Origin of the sequence: Enterococcus durans NBRC 100479 = LMG 10746 (assembly GCF_001544215.1) — a bacterium.
In the GTDB taxonomy this organism is placed as follows: domain Bacteria; phylum Bacillota; class Bacilli; order Lactobacillales; family Enterococcaceae; genus Enterococcus_B; species Enterococcus_B durans.
Genome location: NZ_BCQB01000001.1, coordinates 15,877 through 41,542, shown reverse-complemented (window position 1 = coordinate 41,542; position 25,666 = coordinate 15,877). Strand labels below are relative to the sequence as shown.

Annotated in this window: 27 protein-coding genes, 2 tRNA genes, 3 pseudogenes and 1 riboswitch; of the genes and pseudogenes, 29 read left to right on the top strand and 3 right to left on the bottom strand. The window is 38.8% G+C overall.

What is annotated here, in order from left to right; genetic code table 11:
* The first annotated feature begins 10 nt into the window (after positions 1 to 10).
* From tpiA to ED2_RS00180, 5 genes and pseudogenes are all read left to right on the top strand, one after another.
* Positions 11 to 766 carry a triose-phosphate isomerase gene (gene tpiA, locus ED2_RS00200; protein ID WP_016177391.1) on the top strand — a complete coding sequence of 252 codons (756 nt, stop codon included), beginning with the start codon at positions 11 to 13 and terminating at the stop codon, positions 764 to 766.
* Between the two features lie 115 nt (positions 767 to 881).
* A complete protein-coding gene (eno, locus tag ED2_RS00195; RefSeq protein WP_005878433.1) occupies positions 882 to 2,180 on the top strand; it encodes a phosphopyruvate hydratase in 1,299 nt (432 codons plus the stop codon).
* A 340-nt stretch (positions 2,181 to 2,520) separates the two neighbouring features.
* Positions 2,521 to 2,994: pseudogene (locus ED2_RS00190) on the top strand (GNAT family N-acetyltransferase); the annotation flags it as partial.
* 151 nt (positions 2,995 to 3,145) lie between these two features.
* On the top strand, positions 3,146 to 4,153 hold the full coding sequence (locus ED2_RS00185; RefSeq protein ID WP_016177393.1) for an alpha/beta hydrolase: 1,008 nt from the start codon (positions 3,146 to 3,148) through the stop codon (positions 4,151 to 4,153).
* 335 nt (positions 4,154 to 4,488) lie between these two features.
* Positions 4,489 to 4,896, top strand: a complete 408-nt coding sequence (locus ED2_RS00180) for a DUF2000 family protein (protein WP_005878439.1) — start codon at positions 4,489 to 4,491, stop codon at positions 4,894 to 4,896.
* A gap of 351 nt (positions 4,897 to 5,247) precedes the next feature.
* Here ED2_RS00180 and ED2_RS00175 read toward each other — a convergent pair whose 3' ends face one another.
* Together ED2_RS00175 and ED2_RS00170 are read right to left on the bottom strand one after the other, a co-directional pair.
* The gene (locus tag ED2_RS00175; RefSeq protein ID WP_025481380.1) at positions 5,248 to 5,832 is read right to left on the bottom strand and encodes an ECF transporter S component; all 585 of its coding nucleotides are present in this window, start codon (positions 5,830 to 5,832) and stop codon (positions 5,248 to 5,250) included.
* 5 nt (positions 5,833 to 5,837) lie between these two features.
* The gene (locus ED2_RS00170; protein WP_016177395.1) at positions 5,838 to 6,812 is read right to left on the bottom strand and encodes a nucleoside hydrolase; all 975 of its coding nucleotides are present in this window, start codon (positions 6,810 to 6,812) and stop codon (positions 5,838 to 5,840) included.
* A 23-nt stretch (positions 6,813 to 6,835) separates the two neighbouring features.
* Positions 6,836 to 6,880, bottom strand: a riboswitch (PreQ1 riboswitch).
* Positions 6,881 to 7,111: 231 nt separating this feature from the next.
* On the opposite strand from ED2_RS00170, the gene ED2_RS00165 reads away from it, so the two are divergent.
* The 24 genes and pseudogenes from ED2_RS00165 to ED2_RS15565 all read left to right on the top strand — a co-directional run bounded on the left by ED2_RS00165 (position 7,112) and on the right by ED2_RS15565 (position 24,928).
* Positions 7,112 to 8,080: an alpha/beta hydrolase gene (locus tag ED2_RS00165; RefSeq protein ID WP_060789667.1), complete on the top strand. Its 969-nt coding sequence runs from the start codon at positions 7,112 to 7,114 to the stop codon at positions 8,078 to 8,080.
* A gap of 98 nt (positions 8,081 to 8,178) precedes the next feature.
* Entirely contained in the window at positions 8,179 to 8,451 is a 273-nt protein-coding gene (locus tag ED2_RS00160; protein WP_005878447.1) for a GNAT family N-acetyltransferase, read from the top strand.
* A gap of 208 nt (positions 8,452 to 8,659) precedes the next feature.
* Positions 8,660 to 8,896: a preprotein translocase subunit SecG gene (gene secG, locus ED2_RS00155; protein WP_005878449.1), complete on the top strand. Its 237-nt coding sequence runs from the start codon at positions 8,660 to 8,662 to the stop codon at positions 8,894 to 8,896.
* A gap of 401 nt (positions 8,897 to 9,297) precedes the next feature.
* Complete coding sequence (locus ED2_RS00150; RefSeq protein ID WP_005878451.1) at positions 9,298 to 10,050, top strand: alpha/beta hydrolase; 753 nt, start codon at positions 9,298 to 9,300, stop codon at positions 10,048 to 10,050.
* Positions 10,047 to 12,410 carry a ribonuclease R gene (gene rnr / locus ED2_RS00145; protein ID WP_060789666.1) on the top strand — a complete coding sequence of 788 codons (2,364 nt, stop codon included), beginning with the start codon at positions 10,047 to 10,049 and terminating at the stop codon, positions 12,408 to 12,410. Before ED2_RS00150 ends, rnr begins: the two co-directional genes overlap by 4 nt.
* Positions 12,411 to 12,437: 27 nt before the next feature.
* Positions 12,438 to 12,902, top strand: coding sequence for an SsrA-binding protein SmpB (gene smpB, locus ED2_RS15295; RefSeq protein ID WP_005878455.1), 465 nt, complete (start codon positions 12,438 to 12,440; stop codon positions 12,900 to 12,902).
* 301 nt (positions 12,903 to 13,203) lie between these two features.
* Positions 13,204 to 13,923 (top strand): F0F1 ATP synthase subunit A, encoded by a 720-nt coding sequence (gene atpB / locus ED2_RS00135; RefSeq protein WP_005878457.1) that lies wholly within the window; start codon positions 13,204 to 13,206, stop codon positions 13,921 to 13,923.
* A gap of 47 nt (positions 13,924 to 13,970) precedes the next feature.
* Complete coding sequence (gene atpE, locus ED2_RS00130) at positions 13,971 to 14,183, top strand: ATP synthase F0 subunit C (protein ID WP_005878459.1); 213 nt, start codon at positions 13,971 to 13,973, stop codon at positions 14,181 to 14,183.
* Positions 14,184 to 14,376: 193 nt separating this feature from the next.
* Positions 14,377 to 14,901 carry a F0F1 ATP synthase subunit B gene (atpF, locus tag ED2_RS00125; RefSeq protein ID WP_016177397.1) on the top strand — a complete coding sequence of 175 codons (525 nt, stop codon included), beginning with the start codon at positions 14,377 to 14,379 and terminating at the stop codon, positions 14,899 to 14,901.
* Positions 14,888 to 15,430 carry an ATP synthase F1 subunit delta gene (gene atpH, locus ED2_RS00120; RefSeq protein WP_005878462.1) on the top strand — a complete coding sequence of 181 codons (543 nt, stop codon included), beginning with the start codon at positions 14,888 to 14,890 and terminating at the stop codon, positions 15,428 to 15,430. Before atpF ends, atpH begins: the two co-directional genes overlap by 14 nt.
* Before the next feature lie 22 nt (positions 15,431 to 15,452).
* Positions 15,453 to 17,009 carry a F0F1 ATP synthase subunit alpha gene (gene atpA, locus ED2_RS00115; RefSeq protein WP_005878464.1) on the top strand — a complete coding sequence of 519 codons (1,557 nt, stop codon included), beginning with the start codon at positions 15,453 to 15,455 and terminating at the stop codon, positions 17,007 to 17,009.
* 13 nt (positions 17,010 to 17,022) lie between these two features.
* Positions 17,023 to 17,925, top strand: a complete 903-nt coding sequence (locus ED2_RS00110; RefSeq protein ID WP_016177398.1) for a F0F1 ATP synthase subunit gamma — start codon at positions 17,023 to 17,025, stop codon at positions 17,923 to 17,925.
* Between the two features lie 22 nt (positions 17,926 to 17,947).
* Complete coding sequence (gene atpD / locus ED2_RS00105; protein WP_005878468.1) at positions 17,948 to 19,354, top strand: F0F1 ATP synthase subunit beta; 1,407 nt, start codon at positions 17,948 to 17,950, stop codon at positions 19,352 to 19,354.
* Between the two features lie 13 nt (positions 19,355 to 19,367).
* Positions 19,368 to 19,790, top strand: coding sequence for a F0F1 ATP synthase subunit epsilon (locus ED2_RS00100; RefSeq protein WP_005878470.1), 423 nt, complete (start codon positions 19,368 to 19,370; stop codon positions 19,788 to 19,790).
* Positions 19,791 to 20,259: 469 nt separating this feature from the next.
* A complete protein-coding gene (locus ED2_RS00095; RefSeq protein WP_005878474.1) occupies positions 20,260 to 20,496 on the top strand; it encodes a DUF1146 family protein in 237 nt (78 codons plus the stop codon).
* Positions 20,497 to 20,584: 88 nt separating this feature from the next.
* Positions 20,585 to 21,886 carry a UDP-N-acetylglucosamine 1-carboxyvinyltransferase gene (murA, locus tag ED2_RS00090; RefSeq protein WP_016177399.1) on the top strand — a complete coding sequence of 434 codons (1,302 nt, stop codon included), beginning with the start codon at positions 20,585 to 20,587 and terminating at the stop codon, positions 21,884 to 21,886.
* Between the two features lie 12 nt (positions 21,887 to 21,898).
* A complete protein-coding gene (locus tag ED2_RS14625; protein WP_005878478.1) occupies positions 21,899 to 22,075 on the top strand; it encodes a DNA-directed RNA polymerase subunit beta in 177 nt (58 codons plus the stop codon).
* A 309-nt stretch (positions 22,076 to 22,384) separates the two neighbouring features.
* Positions 22,385 to 22,651, top strand: a pseudogene (yidD, locus tag ED2_RS14620) (membrane protein insertion efficiency factor YidD).
* Positions 22,652 to 22,663: 12 nt separating this feature from the next.
* A pseudogene (locus tag ED2_RS00085) lies at positions 22,664 to 23,113 on the top strand (GNAT family N-acetyltransferase).
* Between the two features lie 74 nt (positions 23,114 to 23,187).
* A complete protein-coding gene (locus ED2_RS00080; protein WP_016177403.1) occupies positions 23,188 to 24,072 on the top strand; it encodes an ROK family protein in 885 nt (294 codons plus the stop codon).
* 87 nt (positions 24,073 to 24,159) lie between these two features.
* The gene (locus ED2_RS00075) at positions 24,160 to 24,393 is read left to right on the top strand and encodes a DUF2969 domain-containing protein (RefSeq protein WP_016177404.1); all 234 of its coding nucleotides are present in this window, start codon (positions 24,160 to 24,162) and stop codon (positions 24,391 to 24,393) included.
* A gap of 87 nt (positions 24,394 to 24,480) precedes the next feature.
* Positions 24,481 to 24,561, top strand: a tRNA-Tyr gene (locus tag ED2_RS00070).
* A 5-nt stretch (positions 24,562 to 24,566) separates the two neighbouring features.
* A tRNA-Gln gene (locus ED2_RS00065) sits at positions 24,567 to 24,638 on the top strand.
* A gap of 119 nt (positions 24,639 to 24,757) precedes the next feature.
* Positions 24,758 to 24,928 (top strand): hypothetical protein, encoded by a 171-nt coding sequence (locus ED2_RS15565; protein ID WP_005880446.1) that lies wholly within the window; start codon positions 24,758 to 24,760, stop codon positions 24,926 to 24,928.
* 53 nt (positions 24,929 to 24,981) lie between these two features.
* Here ED2_RS15565 and ED2_RS00060 read toward each other — a convergent pair whose 3' ends face one another.
* Positions 24,982 to 25,593: a TetR/AcrR family transcriptional regulator gene (locus tag ED2_RS00060; protein ID WP_016177405.1), complete on the bottom strand. Its 612-nt coding sequence runs from the start codon at positions 25,591 to 25,593 to the stop codon at positions 24,982 to 24,984.
* Positions 25,594 to 25,666: the final 73 nt, after the last annotated feature.

Genomic DNA, 25,666 nt, shown 5'->3' with positions numbered 1-25,666 from the left:
GTATACTGTCATGCGTAAACCAATTATCGCTGGTAACTGGAAAATGAACAAAACAGCTTCTGAAGCAAAAGAATTTGCAGAAGCAGTAAAAAACAATATCCCTTCAAATGATAAAGTGGATTCAGTTATCGGATCTCCAGCATTATTCTTACAAGAATTAATGGCTTCAGCTGAAGGAACAGAATTAAAAATCTCTGCACAAAACTGCTACTGGGAAAACTCAGGTGCGTTCACAGGTGAAACTTCACCAGCTGCTTTAGCAGACCTAGGAGTGGACTATGTGATCATCGGCCATTCAGAACGTCGTGAATATTTCCACGAAACAGATGCAGACATCAACAAAAAAGCAAAAGCTATTTTTGCAAACGGCATGATCCCAATCCTTTGCTGTGGTGAATCTTTAGAAACTTATGAAGCTGGAAAAACAGCTGAATGGATCGAAGGACAAATCACTGCTGGACTTGAAGGTTTAACAGACGGCCAAGTAAGCAACATGGTTATCGCTTACGAACCAATCTGGGCTATCGGTACAGGTAAATCAGCTGATGCACAAATCGCTGATGAAATCTGTGGTGTTGTTCGCCAAACAGTTGAAAAATTATATGGCAAAGAAGTTTCTGATGCAGTACGTATCCAATACGGTGGTTCTGTTAAACCAGAAAACATTGCTGATTATATGGCAAAAGAAAATGTTGATGGTGCATTAGTTGGTGGCGCAAGCTTACAAGCTGATTCATTCTTAGCATTATTAGATGCTGTAAAATAATTTGTGAAAATTTGCAAAAAATGCAAGAAATGTTTGCACTAATGCAAGAAATTAACTAAAATCGTATATGAGGGTAATCCCTTAGGAAAAAACAAACTCAAAGGAGAGACAAAACATGTCAATTATTACTGATGTTTACGCTCGCGAGATCTTAGACTCACGCGGAAACCCAACAATCGAAGTAGAAGTATACACAGAAAGCGGAGCTTTTGGCCGCGGAATGGTTCCTTCAGGTGCTTCAACTGGTGAATACGAAGCAGTTGAATTACGTGATGGAGACAAAGCTCGTTATGGCGGTAAAGGTGTAACTAAAGCTGTTGACAACGTAAACAACATCATTGCTGAAGCAATCATTGGCTACGATGTACGTGACCAAATGGCAATCGATAAAGCTATGATCGCTTTAGACGGCACTCCTAACAAAGGTAAATTAGGTGCGAACGCTATTTTAGGCGTATCTATCGCTGTTGCTCGTGCAGCTGCTGACTACCTAGAAGTACCTTTATACCACTACCTAGGCGGATTCAACACAAAAGTATTACCAACTCCAATGATGAACATCATCAACGGTGGATCACACGCAGACAACTCAATCGACTTCCAAGAATTCATGATCATGCCTGTTGGCGCTCCAACATTCAAAGAAGCTTTACGTATGGGTGCTGAAGTATTCCACGCGTTAGCATCAATCCTAAAAGCACGCGGTTTAGCTACTTCTGTTGGTGACGAAGGTGGATTTGCTCCTAACCTTGGTTCAAACGAAGAAGGTTTCGAAGTAATCATCGAAGCAATCGAAAAAGCTGGCTATGTACCTGGTAAAGACGTTGTTCTTGCTATGGATGCTGCTTCTTCAGAATTCTACGACAAAGAAAAAGGTGTTTACGTATTAGCTGATTCAGGCGAAGGCGAAAAAACAACTGACGAAATGATCAAATTCTACGAAGAATTAGTTGCTAAATATCCAATCATCTCAATCGAAGACGGCTTAGACGAAAACGACTGGGACGGATTCAAGAAATTAACTGACGTATTAGGCGACAAAGTTCAATTAGTTGGTGACGACTTGTTCGTAACAAACACTCAAAAATTAGCTGAAGGTATCGAAAAAGGAATTGCTAACTCAATCCTTATCAAAGTTAACCAAATCGGTACTTTGACAGAAACTTTCGAAGCTATCGAAATGGCTAAAGAAGCTGGCTACACTGCAGTTGTATCTCACCGTTCTGGTGAAACAGAAGATTCAACAATCTCTGATATCGCTGTTGCAACAAACGCTGGCCAAATCAAAACTGGTTCTCTATCACGTACTGACCGTATTGCTAAATACAATCAATTACTACGTATCGAAGACCAACTTGGTGAAGTTGCAGAATACAAAGGCTTGAAATCTTTCTACAACTTAAAAAATAAATAATTTTAAATCGGAAAGTATAGCTGATTTTTAATCGATACTATCGACTGGATCTGTGATTTACTTCTCCCTTATGAGATTATTCTAAAATACCTTTCTCTTATCGTTAAAGATAGGAGGAGGGTATTTTTTTATCCAACAGAGCAGTAAAAGAACACTGAAAATCAACTTGGCGAACGTTTTAAAAAGGAAAGTCTATCCATAATATAGGAATGATTTGTTTCTTAAACTTTACCAATGTATGATTAAAGAAACGGGCCTAAGATCAAGAAATTGTTAATCAAATTTTTGGGGGAAATCAATGAAAACAAAAAGACTTTCAATATGAAAATTTACTGAGGAGGATTGGCAGGATCTATTTGACTATTTATCCAAAGAAGAGGTTGTTGAATTTGAACCTTATGATGTGCTTAGTGTTGAGGAGTGTAAAAAAGAAGCTATTCGACGTTCTCAGGATGATTCCTTTTGGGCAGTATGTATAGCAGAAACAAATAAATTGATTGGGAACATCTATTTGGCAAGTCAGGAGTTTGACACTTGGGAATTAGGATATGTCTTCAATCCAGAATTTCAAGGGAAGGGTTACGCAACAGAAGCAGCACTGGCTTTGATAGAGCATGCATTCAAAGAAAAACACGCTCATCGGATCTTCGCAAGGTGTAATCCTTTAAATGTTTCTTCGTGGCAATTACTTGAGCGTCTAGGTTTGCGAAGAGAAGGACATCTACGTCAAAATATTTGGTTCAAGAAAGATGGGCAAGGAAAGCCGATTTGGGTAGATACATTTGAGTATGCTATTTTGGCTTCTGAATATTAACTCGTAGAACTTGAGGAGGATGAATTACTTGATAAAAGGCTCGACAAATCAGCAAGTGGCTATTGATAAAGTAGCAGGCAGATTTACAAATTGACTGTTTCTTGCTAAGATATTAAAGGCAAAAAAAGTAAAAATGTAATGGGGAAAATGAATGAGAGCTAAGATTTTTAAAGGATTAAAATGGTTGGGGATCGCGCTGATCAGCATAGTATTAGTGATCGTAATAGCCTTCCAAGTTTCGCCAAGACCCGGAGCCTTTGTGATTGCTCATTTGTTCAACGATGCAACAGCAATCACGAATAAAAAAGAGTATGATCACGCAAAAGCATCGACTGAATTGAGTGCGGACAAAGTCTATCAATCTAAAAATAAACAAAATAATTATGATATCTACTATCCTAAAAATAGTGATAAAGCTGTTCCAGTGTTGATTTGGGTACATGGTGGCGGATATGTAAGTGGAGATAAAGCGGGTGTAAAAGAGTTTGCGACAAAAGTAGCAGCAGATACTCATGTAGCAGTAGTGAGTATGAATTATGAACCAGCACCGGCTTCTCAATATCCGAATCAAGTAACGCAAGTCGATGAGTTAGTCCAACAATTGAAGAAAGACAAAGATAAACGGTTGGATCTTTCTAATGTTCTCTTTGGCGGGGACAGTGCAGGCGCTCAGATTGCGTTACAATACGTAACGATCCAAACAAATGAAGAGTATGCTAAAGAAATGAATATGAAACAAAGTATGGCGCCAGAAACAATCAAAGGGACCATTTCTTATTGTGGGCCTGTGGATCTACAACAAACGGCTAAACAACAATCTGATAATCGATTTATGCGCTTTTTCGTTAAAACTGTTGCATGGTCTTTATTAGGACAAAAAGATTGGAAAACGGATGACCGTTTATTCCAAGCTAGTTTAGTCGATCACGTCACAAAAAATTTTCCACCAACTTTTATTACCGATGGAAATGCGTATTCTTTCCAAGAACAAGGGATGGCATTGGAAAACAAATTGAAAGAACTACAGGTACCAGTTGAAGGTTTGTTTTATAAAGATGAGAAAAAAGAAATCAGTCATGAATACCAATTTGATTATTCTCTACCAGAATCAAAAGAATGTTATGAACAGACTGTGACATTTATTAATGGCTTGTTTTGATGTTAGGCTACTTTTTTCTTTAGCTTGAGAAGCAACACACTTGGCAATATGCTCTTTTGATAAGAAGGATCATCACCAGAAATGAACATGATTTTTGGTGATGATCCTTTTACATGGAAAGAGGTACACCATAGGCAGAATACAGATTTCCCGAAAATTATCACAAGAAAAACACCCTCTATTTTTTGTCTATATGTTTTTACGTATAGTAAGGGGTTGAGTCTTAAATAAGCCTTTCAGTCGGTCGGAAACTAAGTTATACTGATTGCACATATTGGGGCATTCTTACTTGGGGAAACGATGACAAGGATGTTTAAAAATTGGGGGAGATAACTATGCAAAGAAATGCAATCATATTAGAAAAAAACTTAACAGCCGGAGAAGTTGGCAATGTAGCTGGCATTTTGATGGGACAAATAGCGCAAATCAATCCAGAGGTCTATTTAGATTCAGAAGTGACGGATGCAGATGGTGTTCGTCATGCCGCGATCCGGTATAGCACAGTCGTATTAAAAGCTGGATCAGGGCAAATCGCGAATTTAGCAAAATCACTGAAAGAAAGTGAAACGATATCTAGTTGTGTGTTTACCGCAACAGGGCAGTCCTTAAATAATCAATTTGAGGTCTACCAAGAACAGATCCAAAAAAGTGATTTAGAAAATTTGAAACCAGTTGGAATTGTCGTTTCTGGTCCAGATGAAGAGGTTAGAGCTGTAACAAAAAAATTCAGCCTACTGAAATAAGCGTTTCTTGTGTTATGTATGGGTGACCAACTTGGATTATTGAACAAAAAATGAGTGTGGGACAAATCTAAAAATCAGTTTTGCCACAGACTCTCGAATAAACGGCGGGAGCAGAAGCAACTCCTTCGGCTTATTTCCGAAGGAGTTGCTCTTGTCCCAGTCGCTTTTTTTTTCAATTTCTCAAACCTAAACGACTTTTATCTCGACCTCATTTTTCTATTGAGAGGTCACAGCTTCTTTTGTGATGATCAAACATGAAATGCCTAAATTTATTACACTTTGGTTTTAAGTCAGATGTCAAGAGTTGGCATACCCAACGAATCGTTCAGTAGCATAGTGAAATGAACAGTATCATTGCTGATTTTCTTTTAGTTGACTGCCGATTCTTCCTCGTTTTCCTAAAGCAACAACTACGAATGCCACGAGGACTAAAGAGAGGAGTCGATCAAGATAATCTGTTCCAGCTTGAACAAGGATCGTGCTCATCGTTAGATCCATTCCTAGACCATGCAGCAATTGGACGATCATACTGGAACCAGAGGATGTGATGCCACCGAATAGCTTTACTGTGATGAGGGACGAAAGGATCGTTCCTGGTAATGACAACACAAATGCCCAAAAAATCAGAGTAAAACGATTTTTCTTTTGGTATAATCGCTGATAAAAAATGATTCCTGCTAGCAGCCCAGTGATCATTTGGACAGGCGAATAATACAATGAAAAGATATCAGTAGTAAAACCGCTCAATACACCGCTAGTTATACCTGTCAGTACACCAAACACAGGTCCAAGCAAAGCACCAGCGAAGATCGTACCGATAGAATCTAGATAAATCGGCAAGCGCAGCCATAAAGCAATTGTTCCACCAATATAATTTAGTCCAATACATAAAGCGATAATCGTGATTGTTCTTGTTGTTATTCTTTTATTCAACATTTTTTTCATCCCATCTTTAATCTTTCCAGATCTTTTTTAATCGTTTCTTCTTGTGCATTTAAAAGAACGGTCAAAAACTTCCGAAAAAATAGATGAGAATCTACTTCAGTCATGATGATACTATTAGCAGGTTTTTGCCAAAAATCAAATCGATCAACTAAAGTTTGTCCTCGACTGATACCTTGTGTTTCAACGGCTGTGTAACTGGCAAAACCTTGACATAGCTGTTCATCGATAAAATAAGCAACAGCTAAAGGATCGTTGATCACACAACCAAGAATTCGTTCTTGTTGCCAATGAAAATCAAAGTAAAAGCGAGTGATGTCTTTTAAAAAGTTGCCTTCAGTTGGATTCATTTGACAGCAGTATTCAAGTATCGTAGGGGTAAAGACGATTTCCCTAGTGACATCTAACCCCACCATTTCAATGGTTTTCCCAAGCTTCTCAAAAACAAGTGCAGCCGCTTCAGGATCGCACCAGTAATTATACTCTGCAACAGGAGAACAGTTTCCATGACTTTTGTATGTGCCACCCATTGAAACGAAACGTTCTAAGTGATTGCCGATGCGAGGATTTTTGATAAGGGCACTGGCAATGTTCGTCAATGGTCCAAGTGTGATGATCGATGTGTCCCTTTCTTCAGAAAAGTAGCGAACAAGAAAGTCAACGGCATTTATCTGTTCTGCTTGTTTTTCATGGATTGCTGGGAAATTTGTTTCACCTAAGCCGTCCATCCCATGAGTATCTTGGGCGCTGATAAATGGTTGTTTCATCGGTTTAGCCATTCCTTGATAAACAGGGATGTCTAATCGTCCACATCGTTTTAAGCACGTAAAAACATTCTGCGTACCTAACTCGACAGGAACATTTCCACAGACAGTGGTAATGGCGACTACCTCGATTTCAGATGATTTGACCGCATATAGCAGAGCCAAAAGATCATCTATTCCAGGGTCGCAATCAATGATTACTTTACGCATTATTTCCAATCTCCTTTCTTTAGAGATCCTTAGTTTTTTATTCTGGGAAGTTTCCGAACCAGTCCAAGGAAAATCCTTGATTCCAATGCACGAACCTAGTATACTGGCTTTTAAATAAATTGTAAACGTTATTTAATATTAAAGAAACACGTATGAGCACTGAGATAAAATTATTTTTCTGCAGATCGAAGGGGAAACCTTGAGCAGTTTTTTTAGAAAATGTTACAATAAAGAAGAATAGAATCATCGATATTGGGGTAGAAAGTACGATTAAAAACGATAGAAAGTGGGGAAGATAAGTGATTGTATTTTATTTGATAGTGGGTATCCTAGTTTTAGGCACAGTCATTTATCAAGTTCTTTCTTATTATTATGCAAACAAACTTATCAAGTCTGGTTTACAACGAGGCTATGAATGGTATGAGAGTAGCGGACATCAATTAATGGATCCTTCCTCATTGACGACGGTTGAAAGGCAGCGACAACTAGCTGAATCGCAAGCAGAGGACTTTTGGACAAGCGGGAAAGAAATAGAAGTCAAAAGTCAAGATGGTCTCAAATTGATTGGCCGAAGCTTTCACTGCCAACCGAATAGTCACAAGTGGGTGATTTGTGTACATGATTACCGTAGTGATGGAAAGAAAGATATGTCTTATATCGGGAAAAAATATGCCGAAAATGGATTCAATGTGCTGATACCAGATCTAAGAGCGCATGGAAAAAGCGAGGGAGAAATCATCGGGATGGGTTGGCTCGACCGGCTCGACTTGATCGTGTGGATCAATTATGTGTTGAATCAAGATCCGTCTGCAAAAATTATTTTACATGGTGGATCAATGGGTGCTTCTGCTATCATGATGGCAAGTGGAGAAAAACTCCCTTCTGCAGTCCGAGGATTTATCTTGGATAGCGGTTTTGTCTCTGTTTACGCAGAATTTCGCTATATGTTGAGCAAATTGACTGCTTTTCCAAAAAAATCCATCATGCGTCATGCAGATCGCTGTGCAAAAAAGTATGCGGGCTATTCATTAAAACAAGCTTCAGCTACCCGTCAGTTAGGCAGTAACCATCTTCCGGTACTAATCTTCCATGGAGAAAATGACCATTTTGTTCCAACAGAAGCGGCTTATACTATCCAGAATGCTACAGCTGGTGATAAAGCACTGCTTTTAGTGCCAGAAGCGCAACATCTAGAAGCAGCGGTAAAAGACCCTGAGACATATTGGACGGTGGTCTTCTCGTTTATCGAACAACGGATTCGTCTATAATGGAAAAGCAGTTCGAGTATAAATAATTGTCTGTAGGAAAGTAGACTGTTAAAATCAAGATGAACAAAATAAGTGGTCGATACAAGGAGTGTTGTGAAATGGAAATCAAAGAAGAAAAAAGCCGTTTGGTATTACTGAATGCTGAAGAAGAAATAGGCGAAATGACATGGTCAGATGCTGGACCAGACATTATGATCATTGATCATACATTTGTTGACCCAGCTTATCGCGGACAAAAACTAGCGGAAAAATTAGTATCTACAGGCGTAGAAATCGCCAGAAGAGATGGGAAAAAAGTGATTCCGTTATGCCCTTACGCTAAAAAAGAATTTGAAAGAAAACCAGAATATCAGGACGTTTTACGAAAATAACCTTTGCTTTCTTAACGAAGAGTTGCCAGGATCACTAGATGGTTTTGGCAACTCTTTTTTTGTTGATGAGTGTGGGACAAAAGTAAGAAACACTTCTGTCCCAGCCTCGTCTCTCTTGAATGGTTTTTAGATAAAGTAGGGAGTTGTAGGTATTTTTCTAATATGATAGAATGAGAGAGATGATATCTTTTAGAAAGGAGGCTGCCATATGTATAATCTAATTTTAGGAATCGTGATCGTTTTATCTATTGTAATGGTGATCGCTATTATGATGCAGCCGAGCAAACAAAATAGTGCAGCGAGCGCATTTACAGGTGGCGCTGATCAATTGTTCGGAAAACAAAAAGCACGTGGCTTTGAAGCTGTGATGCAACGCTCGACAGCGGTAATGGGTGCGATTTGGATGATCTTATTATTTGTACTTGTCTTTTTATCTTCGAAATAAGCGAAGAGGACAGCTACTTGTTTCAACCTGAATCATAGTTTTTATATGCACACAGGATGGATCAGCAGTCTGTTTATTGCTTAAGTATAGGTAGAAGTTTAACAAGAGGCTGGGACAGAAGTGTGTAACTCCGAGAAATAAGAAGAAATTCACGAAAATTGCTTTTCAAATTTTTGTGAATTTTGGCTTATTTCCGAAGGAGTTGCTTCTGCTCCCACCGTTTATTCGTTTTTAAAGCATGAGACAAAAGTGTTTCTTACTTTTGTCCCACGCTCAATGATGAATGAACCAGAAAAGAGCAGCGGCGGATGTCACGGCTCTTTTTTTCTTTTTTAGAAAAGCTGTTTTACGAGAAGGGTTCATGGAAACTATGGTAAAATGAAGAGAACGAGGTGAACCAAATGAAAAGTCTACCAAAACCCTTATATGGGAAGCATGGAAAACGTGCCGTGCTTTTATTACATGCGTATTCTGGGAGTCCGAATGATGTACGAATGCTTTGCCGTTTTTTGGAAAAATCTGAGTATACAGTCTATGCTCCTTTATTTGAAGGACATGGAACACTGGACCCTGAAGATATTTTATCTCAAAAAGCGGAGAACTGGTGGAAGGACACACAAAAAGCGATTCAGTTTTTAAAATCAGAAGGCTTTTCTCAAATCGCCGCATTTGGCTTATCAATGGGAGGAATTTTTGCTGTTCGTGCATTGGCAGATGAGTCTTTGATCGGAGGAGGATTTTTCTGTTCGCCGATTTCTCCTGTGGAAAATCACGTACCAGAAAATTTTGAGAAATACGTTCGGCAAGTATTGAAATTTGCTGGACAGTCAGATGAAGCAATCGAAGCTGCAACAGTAGGTTTTAGACCAATGATACGCAGACAATTAGAAGAAATCCAAAATCAGGCAACAATTACAGAAGGAAAACTTTCTGAGATCCAATCGCCTATTTTTATGGCGCAAGCGGGGCAAGATGAAATGATCGACCCCTATGGTGTGTTTGAGACCGCTAAAAAGATGGCTGAAAAAAGAGTGACACTTCAATGGTATCCCAACAGTAAACATGTGATTACTGTAGGTGATTCAAGAAGGATACTCGAAAAAGATGTGTTGGATTTCTTAGAAAATCTACCTTGGAATGAGGAATCAATATGACCAAAGAAACGTTGAAAGAAAAAATTATTTTCTTTATTGAAAGCAGTCGCAAAAAAAGTTTTTCAATGGAAGAAATCGCCCAAGGACTAGGGCTGGAAAAAAGTGAAGATTTCAAATTACTTGTACAAACGATCGCTCAGATGGAAAGAGAACAAACGGTTGTCTTTACCAAAAAAGGAAAAGTGAAATTACCATTGCAGCCTATTTTAGTAGAAGGTACCTTTCGGGCAAATGAACGGGGTTTTGGTTTTGTGACGATCGATCCCGAAGAAGACGACATTTATATCCCTAAAGAGGCAACGGGTTATGCGATGGATGGGGATACAGTAGCAATCGATATCATCAAAACCGCAGATACAGCGATGGATCGTGGAGCTGAAGGAAAAGTAGTCGAGATCCGCAAAAGAGCAACTACACAACTTGCTGGAGAATTCGTTGCTTATCCCGAAGAAGAAATCAAAGAAACAGATCTATATGGTGTAGTTATCCCTAAAGATAAAAAAATGAATCAATTCAAAATCTACGCTGCCGCAGAAGGAATCCGTCCTGTTGATGGTAGTATCGTAATGGTCGAATTGACCCATTATCCAGAAAAAAACTACGCCACAAGTTTAGAAGGAATCATCAAACAAGTCATCGGGCATAAAAATGATCCAGGTATGGACATCTTATCCATTGTGGTCTCTAATGGTATTCCTACGCAATTTCCTGATGATGTCTTAGCAGAAGCTGACCATGTACCAGATGAGATCAGCGAGAAGGATCTAATCGGTCGTAAAGACTTGAGAGATCAGTTGATCGTGACGATCGATGGAGAAGATGCCAAAGACCTAGATGATGCAGTTACTGTAAAAAAACGAGCAAATGGCAATTATTTTCTTGGTGTCCATATTGCAGATGTGTCGTATTATGTGACACAAGGCAGCCAATTGGACCGTGAGGCCTACGAACGAGGAACAAGTGTCTACTTGACCGATCGAGTGATCCCAATGATCCCTCAGCGACTCTCAAATGGTATCTGTTCCTTGAACCCTCATGTTTCAAGATTGACGATGAGTTGTGAGATGGAGATCGATCCGACTGGAAAGGTGATTTCTCATGAGATTTTTCCTAGTGTGATCCAAACTACCGAACGTATGACCTATACAGCTGTCAACCAAATCTTAGAGGAACAAGATGAAGCGGTCATGGAACGCTATGAACAACTCGTACCGATGTTCCAAGAAATGAAAGAGCTGCATGATATTCTTGAAGAGATGCGGATCCGTCGTGGTGCGATCTCCTTTGAAGACCGTGAAGCAAAAATACTAGTAGACCCAGATGGACATCCAATGGATATCCAATTGCGCAGCCGAGGAGTAGGGGAACGATTGATCGAGTCCTTTATGTTGGCAGCAAATGAAACTGTCGCAGAACACTTCTATAAGCAGCATTTTCCATTCATTTATCGGATCCATGAACAACCGAAAGAAGAAAAAATGCAACGGTTCTTTGATTTTGCTTCGGCTTTAGGAATCGTCGTTCAAGGAACAAAAGGTTCGATTACACCAAAAGATTTACAAAAAGTCATCGAGCATGTAGAAGATAGACCAGAATCTGCAGTGATCAATACAATGCTATTGAGAAGCATGCAACAGGCACGTTACTCAGAAGACAATTTTGGACACTATGGGTTAGCAGCAGAATACTATACACACTTTACTTCGCCAATCAGACGATATCCCGATCTGATCGTCCATCGTTTGATCCGTTCGTACGGACAAGATGCTAGTGATACAAACAAAACATATTGGGAAGGCGAGTTACCTGAGATCGCAGACCACAGTTCGAAAATGGAACGTCGCGCGGTAGAAGCGGAACGTGAAGTCGATTCAATGAAGAAAGCTGAATTCATGATGGATAAAGTCGGAGAAGAATTCGACGGCATCATCAGTTCGGTTGTCAAGTTTGGCTTATTTATCGAATTGCCGAATACGGTAGAAGGATTGATCCATATCAATGAATTGAAACAGGATTATTTCCACTTCATCGAAAATCACTTAGCTTTAGTTGGGGAACGAACTGGGTTGACTTTCAAAATTGGTCAGAAAGTTCGTGTCAAAGTCACGAAAGCTGATCCAGATGAACGAGCAGTTGATTTTGAACTCGTATCTGCGGAAGAAGTAGCATCCCTTGAACGACCTAAAACTCAGCGAAAAGGTAGACCCGTGAGCCGACAAAATAGAAATAGCGAACGTTCGGATAAAAAAGGGAAAAAGAATCCGCGCACGAACGATCGTAAAAATGCGAAATCAACCACAGGTAAAAAAGGGAAAAAACCTTTTTATAAAGGAATCAAAAAGAAAAAGAAGAAAAAATAACAAGTTATTCGTTTGGAGGAATGAACTATGCCAAAAGGCGAGGGGAAACTGATCGCGCAAAATAAAAAAGCTCGCCACGATTATTCGATCATCGACACAATGGAAGCTGGAATGGTATTGCAAGGAACAGAGATAAAATCTATTCGGAACAGTCGGATCAATCTTAAAGATGGGTTTGTCCGAGTACGCAATGGGGAAGCGTATATGCACAATGTGCATATCAGCCCCTATGAACAAGGAAATATTTTCAATCATGATCCATTACGGACAAGAAAACTGTTACTCCACAAGAAACAGATTGCACGTCTTGAAAATGAAACGAAAAATACTGGGGTCACGATCGTACCGTTGAAAGTATACTTACGCAATGGATACGCAAAAGTCCTCATTGGGCTTGCGAAAGGGAAAAAATCGTATGACAAGCGAGAAGACTTGAAGAGAAAAGATGTGGATCGTCAAATTGATCGAACATTAAAAAATTTCTCTAGATAATTTCATTATCCTTTTTCGCATATTCGGTGCTTTTAGTTTTACTTAATGATAAAATTTGTTAGCATTTAATCTGATAAAGCATGATTATTACAGGTTTTTTCTGTATAATACCACGATGGATTTCTTTGAGATTTAGACATTTTTTGACTGAAATAAAAAAGTGTCTAATTTTCATGAAAATGTTTTGAATTTTCTGTTTCATGGTGGTATGATACCGTTTGGTTAGAAAACGATTTAGAAAAACCAGATGTACACATGAATTTGATTTTATGTGAATTTCAGGGAAAAGAGGTGAAATGGATTGGATGAACGCTCGCTAACCTTCCATATTGGACCTGTTTGGTTTGATGGTACAGTTTGTATGATGGTGTTATTGACCTGTTTGATCGTCTTCTTTTTGGTTTACTTCTTTACTAGGAACCTTAAGATGAAACCAACTGGAAAACAAAATGCGATAGAATGGGTCATTGACTTTGCCCGAGGAATCGTAACAGATAACTTGCCTAGAAAAGAATTGAACAATTTCCATTTGTTGGCATTCACGTTGTTTTTATTTATCTTTGTTGCGAACAATATTGGTTTAGTAACGAAAATCGTCTTACCGAATGATACGACACTTTGGAAAAGTCCGACGGCAGACCCATTTATTACTTTAACATTGGCATTTATAATGATCACTCTTACTCATCTATTTGGGGTGAAGAAACTCGGCTTCAAAGGGTATTTCGTAAATTCGTTCCTAAAACCATATAGTTTCATGTTTCCAATGAAACTGATCGAAGAGTTTACGAACCTATTAACACTTGCTTTACGTCTTTATGGGAATATTTACGCGGGGGAAGTTTTGCTAACCTTAATCGCCAGCATGATGAATAACATAGGTTGGTACTCCTTACCATTAGCAATTCCTTTAGAGATGATTTGGATTGCATTTTCATTGTTTATCGGAAGCATCCAAGCATTTGTCTTTGTTACTTTATCAATGGTGTATATGAGCCATAAGATTGAAGTAGAAGAATAACATCGTTTTTGAACAAACTACTTATCTATTTTAGGAGGAAATATATTATGAATTATATCGCAGCAGCAATCGCAATCATGGGGGCAGCAATCGGAGCTGGTTATGGTAATGGACAAGTTATCTCTAAAACCATCGAATCAATGGCACGCCAACCTGAAATGTCTGGTCAATTCCGTACAACAATGTTCATCGGGGTAGCCCTTGTTGAAGCCGTTCCAATTCTAGGTGTGGTTATCGCTTTAATTCTAGTATTTATGTAGTAAATTTACTCAATGAGGATGGGACGCATGTCACTAATCCTCTTTTCATTGCAGTGAATTGAAAAAGATGTAGAAAAACTAAAAAAGTTTCTTCATAAAATTAGAAAAAGGCGTTTAGGAAGACGAATTTCTTAAATGAGAGACGCATCCTTTACACCAGTTAGAAACACCTGAAAGAAAGGAAGGCTAGCCTATGCTGAATCAATTGGCAATTGCAGAAGTTGGTAATCCGATGTTAGGTAATATCATCGTTGTCAGCGGCTCATTTTTGATACTACTGGCCCTACTAAAGCATTTTGCTTGGGGCCCAATCAGCGATATTTTGAAAAAACGTGAAGATAAGATCGCCAATGATTTAGATTCTGCCGAACAATCTCGCATCAAATCAGCAAAAATGGAACAAGAACGTGAACAACAATTGTTAGCGTCTCGTTCAGATGCAGCTGATATCATTAAAAATGCGAAAGAAAGTGGAGAATTAATCCGTCAAAATATTTTGAAGGATACGCAAGAAGAAGTAGCTCGTCTAAAAAGCAAAGCGCAAGCCGATATCACATTAGAACGTGACTCAGCTTTAAACTCTGTGAAAGACGATGTAGCTGATCTATCTCTTCAAATTGCGGCAAAAATCTTGAACAAAGAACTTTCTCCAGAAATGCACGAATCTTTAATCAATCAATATATCGAAGGTCTAGGTTCTTCAAATGAAACTAGATAAATATACTGTAGGCAGACGCTATGGTAAAGCATTGTTTGAACTGGCGATCGATTCAAATCGTGCGGAAGAAATTTACCAAGAGTTATTAAGTTTGCGACAAATCTATGCAGAAGTTCCAGAATTAGGAAACCTGCTTAGTGATGTCCGCTTAGAACCTCATGAAAAACGTCTAATTATGGATAAACTTGTTGCAGGCTTCGAAGGCACTGTGAAAAACTTTTTAGAAGTTGTTTACAATTACAATCGAATGTCTGATCTAACCTTTATGATCGATGAATACGAACATCGTTATAACGAACATAAAGGACTACTTTTAGGTAGTGTAAAAACAGCAGTACCGCTTTCTGAGGAACAGTTACAAAATTTAGAAAAGAATGTTGCAAAAACAATGGACTATCAAACAGTTGAATTAAAAGAAATCGTTGATTCATCTATTATTGGTGGGGCAATTGTTGAAGCCAACCATCGAGTGATCGACGGAAGCATTCGCACGCAATTAGAAAAAATGCGTAGTCAATTAAATAGATAGTACAAAGAGGTAGGTGAATCGAATGGCTATCAAAGCAGAAGAAATTAGTGCCTTGATTAAAGAACAAATTGAAAATTATCAAAACGTGCTTTCAGTCGAAGAAATCGGTACCGTTACTTATGTTGGTGACGGAATCGCTCGTGCACATGGTTTAGAAAATGCGATGAGTGGTGAGTTGCTTGAATTTTCAAATGGCTCATACGGAATGGCACAAAACTTAGAATCTAATGATGTAGGTATCATCATCCTTGGTGATTTCGAATCCATTCGTGAAGGAGACAAAGTAAAACGTACAGGAAAGATCATGGAAGTTCCAGTTGGGGACGCATTGATCGGACGTGTCGTTAATCCGCTAGGTCAACCAATCGATGGATTAGGTGAAATTGCAACAGACAAGGCTCGTCCAGTTGAAGCAATGGCACCAGGCGTTATGCAACGTAAATCTGTTAATGAACCAATGCAAACGGGATTAAAAGCAATCGATGCTTTAGTTCCAATTGGTCGTGGTCAACGTGAGTTAGTCATTGGTGACCGTAAGACAGGGAAAACATCAATTGCAATCGATACGATCCTTAACCAAAAAGGTCAAGATATGATCTGTATCTATGTTGCAATCGGTCAAAAAGATTCTACTGTTCGTACACAAGTAGAAACATTGAAAAAATATGGTGCGATGGATTATACGATCGTCGTGAATGCTGGAGCATCACAACCAGCTCCATTACTTTATATCGCTCCTTATGCAGGGACTGCTATGGGTGAAGAATTCATGTACAATGGAAAACATGTTTTGATCATCTTTGATGATTTATCAAAACAAGCCGTTGCTTATCGTGAACTTTCATTACTATTGCGTCGTCCACCAGGTCGTGAAGCATATCCAGGGGATGTTTTCTACCTACATTCACGTCTGTTAGAACGTGCAGCTAAATTGAGTGATGAATTGGGTGGCGGTTCAATGACTGCTTTACCATTTGTTGAAACACAAGCTGGAGATATCTCTGCATACATTCCAACAAACGTTATCTCGATCACTGACGGACAAATCTTCTTGGAAAGCGACTTGTTCTATGCCGGAACTCGACCAGCTGTTGACGCTGGGTTATCCGTTTCTCGGGTAGGTGGTTCTGCACAGATCAAAGCAATGAAAAAAGTTGCCGGAACTTTACGTCTTGATTTAGCAAGTTATCGTGAATTAGAAGCATTTACACAGTTCGGTTCTGACTTAGACGCTGCGACACAAGCAAAATTAAATCGTGGTCGCCGTACAGTTGAAATCTTGAAACAAAAACTTCATGCACCACTTGCTGTTGAAAAACAAGTAGTCATCTTATATGCTTTGACACATGGATTCTTAGATAGTATCCCTGTTGATAGTATTTTAGATTTTGAACATGAATTATTTGAATATCTAGATAATAACCATTCAGATATTTTTGAAACGATTCGTACAACGAAGGATCTTCCAGAAGAAGAAGCTTTGAATACTGCGATCCAAGAATATAAAGATATCTTTTTGGCGTCAAAAGGTAATTCTTCTTCAACAGAAGACAAATTGAAATCCATTCAAAATGCATAGTGAGGTGAGATGAATGGGCGCTTCATTAAATGAAATCAAGACTCGGATCGCTTCAACTAAGAAAACCAGTCAAATCACGCGCGCAATGCAAATGGTTTCCGCCTCTAAACTAACAAAATCTGAAGCTTCTTCTCAGAAGTTTCAGATCTATGCAAACAAAGTTAGAGAGATCGTGACCCATTTGACCGCAACGCAATTAAACGATATCGCCTCAGACAATCCTCGTGGAGACATCAACTACAACAGTATGTTGATCAGTCGACCAGTGAAGAAGACGGGGTACATCGTGATCACTGCGGATGGTGGTTTAGTTGGTGGCTATAATAGCTCGATCTTGAAGCAAACGATGTCCATTTTAGAAGAAGATCACCAATCACCTGACGATTACGTAATGATCGCAATCGGCGGAACAGGTGCAGACTTCTTCAAAGCAAGAGGAATCAATTTAGCTTACGAATTGCGTAATTTATCTGACCAACCAAGTTTTGATGAAGTTCGCAAGATCGTAGGAATGGCAACAACTATGTATCAAAATGAAGTATTTGATGAATTGTATGTATGTTACAACCATCATATCAATTCACTAACTAGTCAATTTCGGGTAGAAAAAATGCTGCCGATTTCTGATTTAGACCCTGAGGAAGCAATAACCTTTGAACAAGAATATATTTTTGAACCATCAAAAGAAGAAATCTTGGCTCAATTGTTACCTCAATATGCAGATAGCTTGATTTATGGTGCAATCGTTGATGCCAAGACAGCAGAACATGCTGCCGGTATGACAGCTATGAAGACAGCAACGGATAATGCCGCAACGATCATCGATGATCTAACGGTTTCTTATAACCGTGCAAGACAAGGGGCTATTACCCAAGAAATTACCGAAATTGTTGCCGGAGCTTCGGCACTAGAATAGTATTAAGATTGGAGGAAAAAAGATGAGTTCAGGCAAGATTGTTCAAGTAATCGGTCCCGTTGTCGACGTGGAATTTTCTTTAGACCAATCCTTACCAGATATCAACAACGCTTTAGTTGTTTATAAAAATGATGAGAAGAAATCGAAAGTTGTTCTTGAAACAGCGCTAGAATTAGGTGACGGTGTCATCCGTACAATCGCGATGGAATCAACAGATGGTTTACAACGCGGAATGGAAGTCATTGATACAGAAAAAGCAATTTCTGTACCAGTGGGTAAAGAAACGTTAGGTCGTGTATTCAATGTATTAGGAGATACGATCGATTTATCTGCACCTTTCCCAGAAGATGCAAAACGTAGCGAAATCCATAAAAAAGCACCAAACTTTGATGAGTTAAGTACAAGTACTGAGATCCTTGAAACTGGGATCAAAGTTATTGACTTGCTTGCTCCTTACTTAAAAGGTGGGAAAGTTGGATTATTCGGTGGTGCCGGTGTAGGTAAAACTGTATTGATCCAAGAATTGATCCATAATATCGCTCAAGAACACGGTGGTATTTCTGTATTTACTGGTGTTGGTGAACGTACACGTGAAGGTAATGACCTTTATTATGAAATGAAAGATTCAGGAGTTATTGAAAAAACAGCCATGGTGTTTGGTCAAATGAACGAACCACCAGGTGCACGTATGCGTGTTGCCTTGACTGGTTTGACGATTGCTGAATACTTCCGTGATGTTGAAGGGCAAGACGTGCTATTGTTTATTGATAATATTTTCCGTTTCACTCAAGCCGGTTCAGAAGTTTCTGCCCTATTAGGTCGTATGCCTTCTGCCGTTGGGTACCAACCAACGCTAGCAACAGAAATGGGTCAATTACAAGAACGGATCACTTCAACGAAAAAAGGTTCAATCACTTCAATCCAAGCAATCTATGTACCAGCCGATGACTATACTGACCCAGCGCCAGCAACAGCATTTGCCCATTTAGATGCAACAACGAACTTGGAACGTAAATTGACAGAACAAGGGATTTACCCAGCCGTAGATCCACTCGCTTCTTCATCAAGTGCGCTTGCTCCAGAAATCGTCGGAGAAGAACACTATAAAGTAGCAACGGAAGTACAGCATGTCTTACAACGTTACCGTGAATTACAAGATATCATTGCTATCTTAGGGATGGATGAATTATCTGACCAAGAAAAAGTTTTAGTTTCTCGTGCACGTAGAGTTCAATTCTTCTTGTCACAAAACTTTAACGTAGCAGAACAATTTACAGGTCTTCCAGGGTCATATGTACCAGTTGAAGAAACTGTCAAAGGATTCCGCGAAATCTTAGAAGGTAAATACGATGACCTTCCTGAAGAAGCATTCCGTAGTGTTGGTAGAATCGAAGACGTCGTAGAAAAAGCGAAAAAACTAGGCTACTAGAAAGGGGTGCCCCATGGATCAATATTTAACAGTTAACGTGGTTACTCCTGACGGTTTGGTCTATGATCACCATGCAGCGATCGTAGTTGCACGCACAACAGCCGGCGAACTCGGTATTCTACCTAAACATGCGCCCATAATCGTTCCTTTAACGATCGATGAAGTTCGTATAAAAAGAACTGACTCCGATACGCATGTCGACTGGATCGCAGTAAATGGCGGGATCATGGAAGTACGTGATAACGTTGTTTCTATCGTAGCCGATAGTGCGGAACGTGAACGTGATATCGATGTTTCTCGTGCGGAAAGAGCAAAACAACGTGCGGAACGACAAATTGAAGAAGCAAAAGAAAAAGAAGATACAAATGAATTGAAACGTGCAACCGTTGCTTTGCATCGTGCAATCAACCGAATCAAGGTTTCAAAACATTCATAGTCATAAATAATCGAGACAGGAGTGCTAAGGGATCAAGAAGAAAATTGCGAAACTCGATTTTTTAGATTTTGTGAATTTCAGATTGCTTTTCCAAGTGTTTTCTGCTCTGATTGTTTATTCGTATTAGAACGTGGACAAAAGTATTTGTTACTTTTGTCCACGTTCTTTTTTTATTTAAAAGAAAAGTAACATGAGATGTAAAGTATTGGATAAACGTCTTTCTATATGTTCACCATGCTCTTTTTTGAAATTTCCGAAAAACCTGACTTTTAGACACCGTTTATTAGGAATTAGAGTCTGTGGCAAACTTGATTTTTAGATTTGTCCCACATTCATTTCTTGAAATTTGTCAAGAAAAAAACAAAAAAATTATACTTTTTGCAATCAATAATTTCTCTATTCTTCCAATTTATGGTATCATCGTTTTGTTAGTTATCGTAAAAAAACAATTGTTAGAAAGGACGTAGCTATGCAAGTATACGGAATTGATGCGATTATCCGAATTGTTAGCCACTTAGCATTCATTTATTTAGCTTTTTGGTCTTTACGTTCTTTGCGCATCGAAACCTTTTTTAGAGCGATGCATAATACACAGATTCGCATGACGATTGTACTTTTTTCTATTTTTTTAGGGTATACGGCGAGTAATTTTTTCTTAGAGATCATCGCTTTGTGTCGCAACCTTTTCGTTAGCCTATTATTTTAAAAAAAGGTACTATTTTAAAAGAAGAAATGATATAATAGAAAAGATTTTGAGCAACTGTAGCTCATTGGAATTTTTTGGGGGGAACAACATGGAAGAGATCATCGTAAAAGGTGGCAATCAATTAAATGGAACAGTAAAAATCGAAGGAGCTAAAAATGCGGTTTTACCTATTTTAGCTGCTAGTTTATTGGCAGAAGAGGGAACAACCGTATTAAATAATGTTCCTATTCTTTCTGACGTTTTCACGATGAATCAAGTGATTCGTCATTTAAATGTCGATGTAGCGTTTGATGAAGAAATGAATCAAGTAACACTTGATGCCTCAAGACAGTTAGAAATTGAAGCACCTTATGAATATGTTAGCCAAATGCGTGCTTCGATCGTTGTAATGGGACCATTGCTTGCAAGAAATGGTCATGCGAAAGTAGCTATGCCAGGAGGATGTGCAATTGGTAAACGTCCAATTGATCTGCACCTAAAAGGATTCCAAGCATTAGGAGCTAAAATCATCCAAAAGAACGGCTATATCGAAGCTATTGCAGATCAATTGATCGGTAACACGATCTATTTGGACTTTCCTAGTGTTGGAGCAACTCAAAATATCATGATGGCAGCTGTAAAAGCAAAAGGAACAACAATCATTGAAAACGTAGCACGTGAACCAGAAATCGTTGACCTTGCCAATATTTTAAATAAAATGGGCGCCAATGTTTACGGTGCTGGAACAGAAACGATGCGTATCGAAGGTGTTGAACATCTTCATGCTGTGAAACATTCAATCGTACAAGACCGTATTGAAGCAGGCACATTCATGGTAGCCGCTGCAATGACTGAAGGAAATGTTTTGATCGCTGACGCTATCTCAGAACACAACCGACCATTGATCTCTAAATTGATCGAAATGGGTGCTAAGATCACTGAAGAAGAAGGCGGGATCCGTGTCATTGGACCAAAACATATCTTGCCTACAGATGTAAAAACAATGCCTCACCCTGGATTTCCTACAGATATGCAAGCACAAATGACAGCAATCCAATTAGTTGCTGAAGGTACAAGCATGGTGACGGAAACAGTTTTTGAAAATCGTTTCCAACATTTAGAAGAAATGCGTCGAATGAATGCACATGTAAAAATCGACGGCAATGTAGCCATCATGGATGGAAACCATGAGTTACAAGGTGCAGAAGTGTATGCAACTGACTTGCGTGCAGCAGCAGCTTTAGTATTAGCTGGCTTGAAAGCAAACGGGATCACACGTGTTCGTAATCTAAAATACTTAGATCGTGGCTATTATAACTTCCATATCAAATTGCAACAATTAGGTGCGGATGTTGAACGTGTTGAGAGTAACCAAGTAACTGCTGATAAGACAGCACAAACGATTGCTTAAGGACGTGGTTAGATGAGTACACAACGCTATATTTTAGTCAGCTTGGTCAAGATACTGCTCGTTGTCTTATTATTGATTCTCCTTTTTATTGCCGGTACGATGATCGGGTACGGAGTGATTGGTGAAGGCAATCCGCTTAAAGTTTTTCAACCAAGCTTATGGCTTCATATTCGAGATTTTTTTAGTTGAAGACTGATCTTACATTGTTCGTTTTAAAGTAAAAAAGAGGGTTCTTAAAATCGCTGATATAGCTATTTTAAGCAACCCTTTGTTTCGTTCGTCCTAAATAAAGTTAGGCAAAAAAAGGTTGAGTAAAGACCACCTGTATTCCCCTTATTAAATTAGACTAAATAGCGAGGACAGAAGTAATTTCTTCGGAAATGAACGAAGATCTCAAAGATCATGAACTCAGTTAGTGAAAGTTCCTTCTTGTTCTTTGAGGTTCGCTACTTTTGTCTCCGCTTTTTATTGAAGTAGAAAAGAAATGGAGGAAAGAATATGAAAAAAATGTTGATTGGGCTCGTTCGCTTTTATCAGCGCTTTATCTCCCCTGCATTTCCTCCTAGTTGCCGTTATTAACCTACCTGTTCAAATTACATGATCCGAGCGATCCAGTCGCATGGAGCGATGAAAGGGACACTGATGGGGACAGCACGCATTTTACGCTGTCATCCGTTCGTCAAAGGTGGTATCGATCACGTGCCTTTAAAATTCCAATTGACAAGGAATAAAAAGGATAAGGAAATGCCACACTATAAAAAATAGTAAGGAGACGGTATGTTCACCACATTAGATAAGCAGCATCTTCCATGGGAGCTATTATTAGATGCAGATCCTGATAAAGAAAAAATCCAAATGTATGTAGATATGGGCTCCGGCTTTGTTTGGTAAGTAGCTGATGAAATAAAAGGGGTCATCGTGTACGATACTAGAAAGACAGAATATGAGATCATGAACGTTGCTGTTGCCCCTAGCGAGCAAGGAAGAGGAATTGGCCGTCAATTATTGCTTCACGCGATCAAACACCTTAGAGAGGGTAAAAACGCCCAAAATAAAATAATCATTCGGACAGGTAGTGTGTCGTCTGCTGCCCTCCATCTTTATAAAAAAGTTGGATTTGTGGAAGTTTCTAGGGATATCGACTATTTTGTCAAAAACTATCCTGAACCCATCTATGAAAATGGGGAGTTGCTACGTGATCAAGTCACTTTGGAACTGATGATCTAAAAATAAAGTGCTTTCAAAAAGGTGCAGGATATTTTACAATAGACGTAGTAAGCAAAAAAGGAGAACAGACGAGCATGGGAATTTTAGCTTTTGATTTTGGCGGTTCTGCAGTGAAATATGGATATTGGAATGGCGTATCACTTGAGGGAACTGGACAATTTCCAACTCCCGATACTTGGGAAAAAATGAAAACGGATTTATACCAGATATATGACTCATTATCAGCTACTTTGAGCATCGAAGGGATAGCCATCAGTTCACCAGGTGTAGTGAACAATGAGAAACAAAGGATTGAAGGAATCAGTGCCATTCCTTATATCCATGGATTCAATATTTTTGAAGAGTTAGAGCAATTGTTTTGTTTACCTGTGACGATCGAAAATGATGCAAATTGTGCAGGGATGGCAGAATTTTACGAAGGAGCAGCAAAAGCATATCAAAATGTAGCATTTGTGGTGATTGGCACAGGTGTCGGTGGAGCAGTGTTCATGGATGGGAAGATCCATAAAGGGGCCCATCTATACGGTGGGGAATTCGGGCTGATGTTATTAGACAACAATCAAACATTTAGTCAGCTGGGAACTGCGGTAAGCATGGCTTGGCGATACTGTGAACGAAAAGGCCTAGCAAAAACGGCCTATAGCGGAAAAGAAGTATTTGCATTAGCTGAACAAGGCGATCAGATCGCTAAAGAAGAAGTCGATCGTTTTTACGATTATTTGACGAAAGGGCTATTCAGTATCCAATTTACTTTTGATCCAGAAGCAATTATCATAGGTGGCGGTATCTCAGCAAAAAAAGACTTGCTTAAAGAATTGAATCAACGGATGAAACAATTGACCACTCGCTATGAATTGAATGATTTTGATCCTCAACTCTTGCTATGCGATTACCGAAATGAGGCGAATCTAATCGGGGCATCAGCTAATTTTTTTGCAACAGCAAGAGGAGATTCGTAACAAATTTGCTGGGGGAAAAAGTCTTTTGGGCGCAGACGATGTATTCCCCCTTCAAATATGATAAACTATCATGGAGGTGGGAAAAAGATGTCAAAAAAGAATAAAGATATAGTAGTTCGTATTGAAGAAGTAAAAAAGAATATCAATGGAAAAACATATGAGGTCACACAGTTATTTATAGGCAAAAAATTGATCGGTGAAATTTTAGCTTATGGACCAAAAGAATTTGAGATTTTCTTTGGGGAAGAAGATTTTGGCAAAGAAAAAACCCTTGAAAATGCGATAGAAACAGTGATTCGTCACTGGAATCTGCATGACTAAAAAAATATCAAAAAAATTTTCAATAAAGGGTTGCAAAAATCTGGGAAATTAGGTATTATAACTAAGTCAGGTTGATACAGACCTTTTGGAGGAGTAGCGAAGTGGCTAAACGCGACGGACTGTAAATCCGTTCCTTAGGGTTCAGTGGTTCGAATCCACTCTCCTCCATTCATTGGGGTATAGCCAAGCGGTAAGGCAAGGGACTTTGACTCCCTCATGCGTTGGTTCGAATCCAGCTACCCCAGTTTTTACGAGTGATCATTGAGAATCGCTCTTTTTTTTTTGCAAAAAACACCTTGTTTCTTGAAGATTCTGCCAATTTAAGCTAGAGTAAGTATAGAAGATAGAAATGGAGGCAGGAAAAATGAGATGGAAAGAAAAAGTTGATGAAACTGCAGAAAAGATCTATGATTTAATGAAATCAGAAAAATACAATGTGGAAGTCCATTTTCCAAAAAAATCTGATAAAGCTGTACAGATAACATCTAAACGCCCCACGAACCATACGAAAAAATGGCTATCAAAAAACCGCTAATAATAACAAAAATCTCTAGAAATCTTCTTTTTTACTGATTTCTAGAGATTTTGTTATTTAACGACTTCGATTCCTAGGACAGTCAAGTGTCCGTTACCGACTAATTTAACGACTAATGCGGCAAGTTCTTCGGGTGTCATATCTGTGTCACTTGTGATCCACCAATGAAGAGTACCAACAAAAATAGAAGTCATATATTCCGTGATGAAATCGATTGGAACTTCTAATTGGCTCTCTTTGATTTGTAAGTTGTTAAAAATACTTGCGTATTTATCATACAGAAACATTTCCAATTTTTTTCGAAATAATTCAATCGATGATCCATCCATCGTAGTTAAGAAAAGCACTTTATTTTTCTGGATATTCACATAGATCGTTGTTAATGCACGAATGATATGGTTCAACTTGATTCGATTACCATCAACTAATGGTTCTAAATCCAAAACAGACATAAAAACTTCAATGGCAATATCAAAGATCTGTTCATAAAGATCTTCTTTGTTTTTAAAATGGGCATAAAAAGTTGCTCGATTGATCATCGCTTCATCTGCGATGGCTTGGATCGTGATTGATTCATAATTTTTTTCTTTTTCTAGTAAGCGGACAAAAGCTTCCACAATCATTTTGTGGGTGCGCTTTACTCGAAGATCTGTTTTATTCCCCATAAAATTTCCTCGCTTATTTTTCGACATTTCACATTCTTTTGTTGCTTATCTCACAAACTGCGATAGTTTGCTT

Bases quoted from the DNA above. Each gene is read 5' to 3' on its own strand.
- eno (WP_005878433.1), top strand. From the start codon at position 882: ATGTCAATTATTACTGATGTTTACGCTCGCGAGATCTTAGACTCACGC.
- ED2_RS14625 (WP_005878478.1), top strand. From the start codon at position 21,899: ATGAGTACACAACGCTATATTTTAGTCAGCTTGGTCAAGATACTGCTC.
- ED2_RS00060 (WP_016177405.1), bottom strand. From the start codon at position 25,593: ATGGGGAATAAAACAGATCTTCGAGTAAAGCGCACCCACAAAATGATT.
- ED2_RS00110 (WP_016177398.1), top strand. From the start codon at position 17,023: ATGGGCGCTTCATTAAATGAAATCAAGACTCGGATCGCTTCAACTAAG.
- ED2_RS00170 (WP_016177395.1), bottom strand. From the start codon at position 6,812: ATGCGTAAAGTAATCATTGATTGCGACCCTGGAATAGATGATCTTTTG.
- atpA (WP_005878464.1), top strand. From the start codon at position 15,453: ATGGCTATCAAAGCAGAAGAAATTAGTGCCTTGATTAAAGAACAAATT.
- ED2_RS00150 (WP_005878451.1), top strand. From the start codon at position 9,298: ATGAAAAGTCTACCAAAACCCTTATATGGGAAGCATGGAAAACGTGCC.
- ED2_RS00095 (WP_005878474.1), top strand. From the start codon at position 20,260: ATGCAAGTATACGGAATTGATGCGATTATCCGAATTGTTAGCCACTTA.
- ED2_RS00080 (WP_016177403.1), top strand. From the start codon at position 23,188: ATGGGAATTTTAGCTTTTGATTTTGGCGGTTCTGCAGTGAAATATGGA.
- ED2_RS00185 (WP_016177393.1), top strand. From the start codon at position 3,146: ATGAGAGCTAAGATTTTTAAAGGATTAAAATGGTTGGGGATCGCGCTG.
- secG (WP_005878449.1), top strand. From the start codon at position 8,660: ATGTATAATCTAATTTTAGGAATCGTGATCGTTTTATCTATTGTAATG.
- ED2_RS00180 (WP_005878439.1), top strand. From the start codon at position 4,489: ATGCAAAGAAATGCAATCATATTAGAAAAAAACTTAACAGCCGGAGAA.
- ED2_RS00100 (WP_005878470.1), top strand. From the start codon at position 19,368: ATGGATCAATATTTAACAGTTAACGTGGTTACTCCTGACGGTTTGGTC.
- murA (WP_016177399.1), top strand. From the start codon at position 20,585: ATGGAAGAGATCATCGTAAAAGGTGGCAATCAATTAAATGGAACAGTA.
- atpD (WP_005878468.1), top strand. From the start codon at position 17,948: ATGAGTTCAGGCAAGATTGTTCAAGTAATCGGTCCCGTTGTCGACGTG.
- atpH (WP_005878462.1), top strand. From the start codon at position 14,888: ATGAAACTAGATAAATATACTGTAGGCAGACGCTATGGTAAAGCATTG.
- ED2_RS00160 (WP_005878447.1), top strand. From the start codon at position 8,179: ATGGAAATCAAAGAAGAAAAAAGCCGTTTGGTATTACTGAATGCTGAA.
- atpF (WP_016177397.1), top strand. From the start codon at position 14,377: ATGCTGAATCAATTGGCAATTGCAGAAGTTGGTAATCCGATGTTAGGT.
- ED2_RS00075 (WP_016177404.1), top strand. From the start codon at position 24,160: ATGTCAAAAAAGAATAAAGATATAGTAGTTCGTATTGAAGAAGTAAAA.
- ED2_RS15565 (WP_005880446.1), top strand. From the start codon at position 24,758: ATGAGATGGAAAGAAAAAGTTGATGAAACTGCAGAAAAGATCTATGAT.
- rnr (WP_060789666.1), top strand. From the start codon at position 10,047: ATGACCAAAGAAACGTTGAAAGAAAAAATTATTTTCTTTATTGAAAGC.
- atpE (WP_005878459.1), top strand. From the start codon at position 13,971: ATGAATTATATCGCAGCAGCAATCGCAATCATGGGGGCAGCAATCGGA.
- tpiA (WP_016177391.1), top strand. From the start codon at position 11: ATGCGTAAACCAATTATCGCTGGTAACTGGAAAATGAACAAAACAGCT.
- ED2_RS00175 (WP_025481380.1), bottom strand. From the start codon at position 5,832: ATGTTGAATAAAAGAATAACAACAAGAACAATCACGATTATCGCTTTA.
- smpB (WP_005878455.1), top strand. From the start codon at position 12,438: ATGCCAAAAGGCGAGGGGAAACTGATCGCGCAAAATAAAAAAGCTCGC.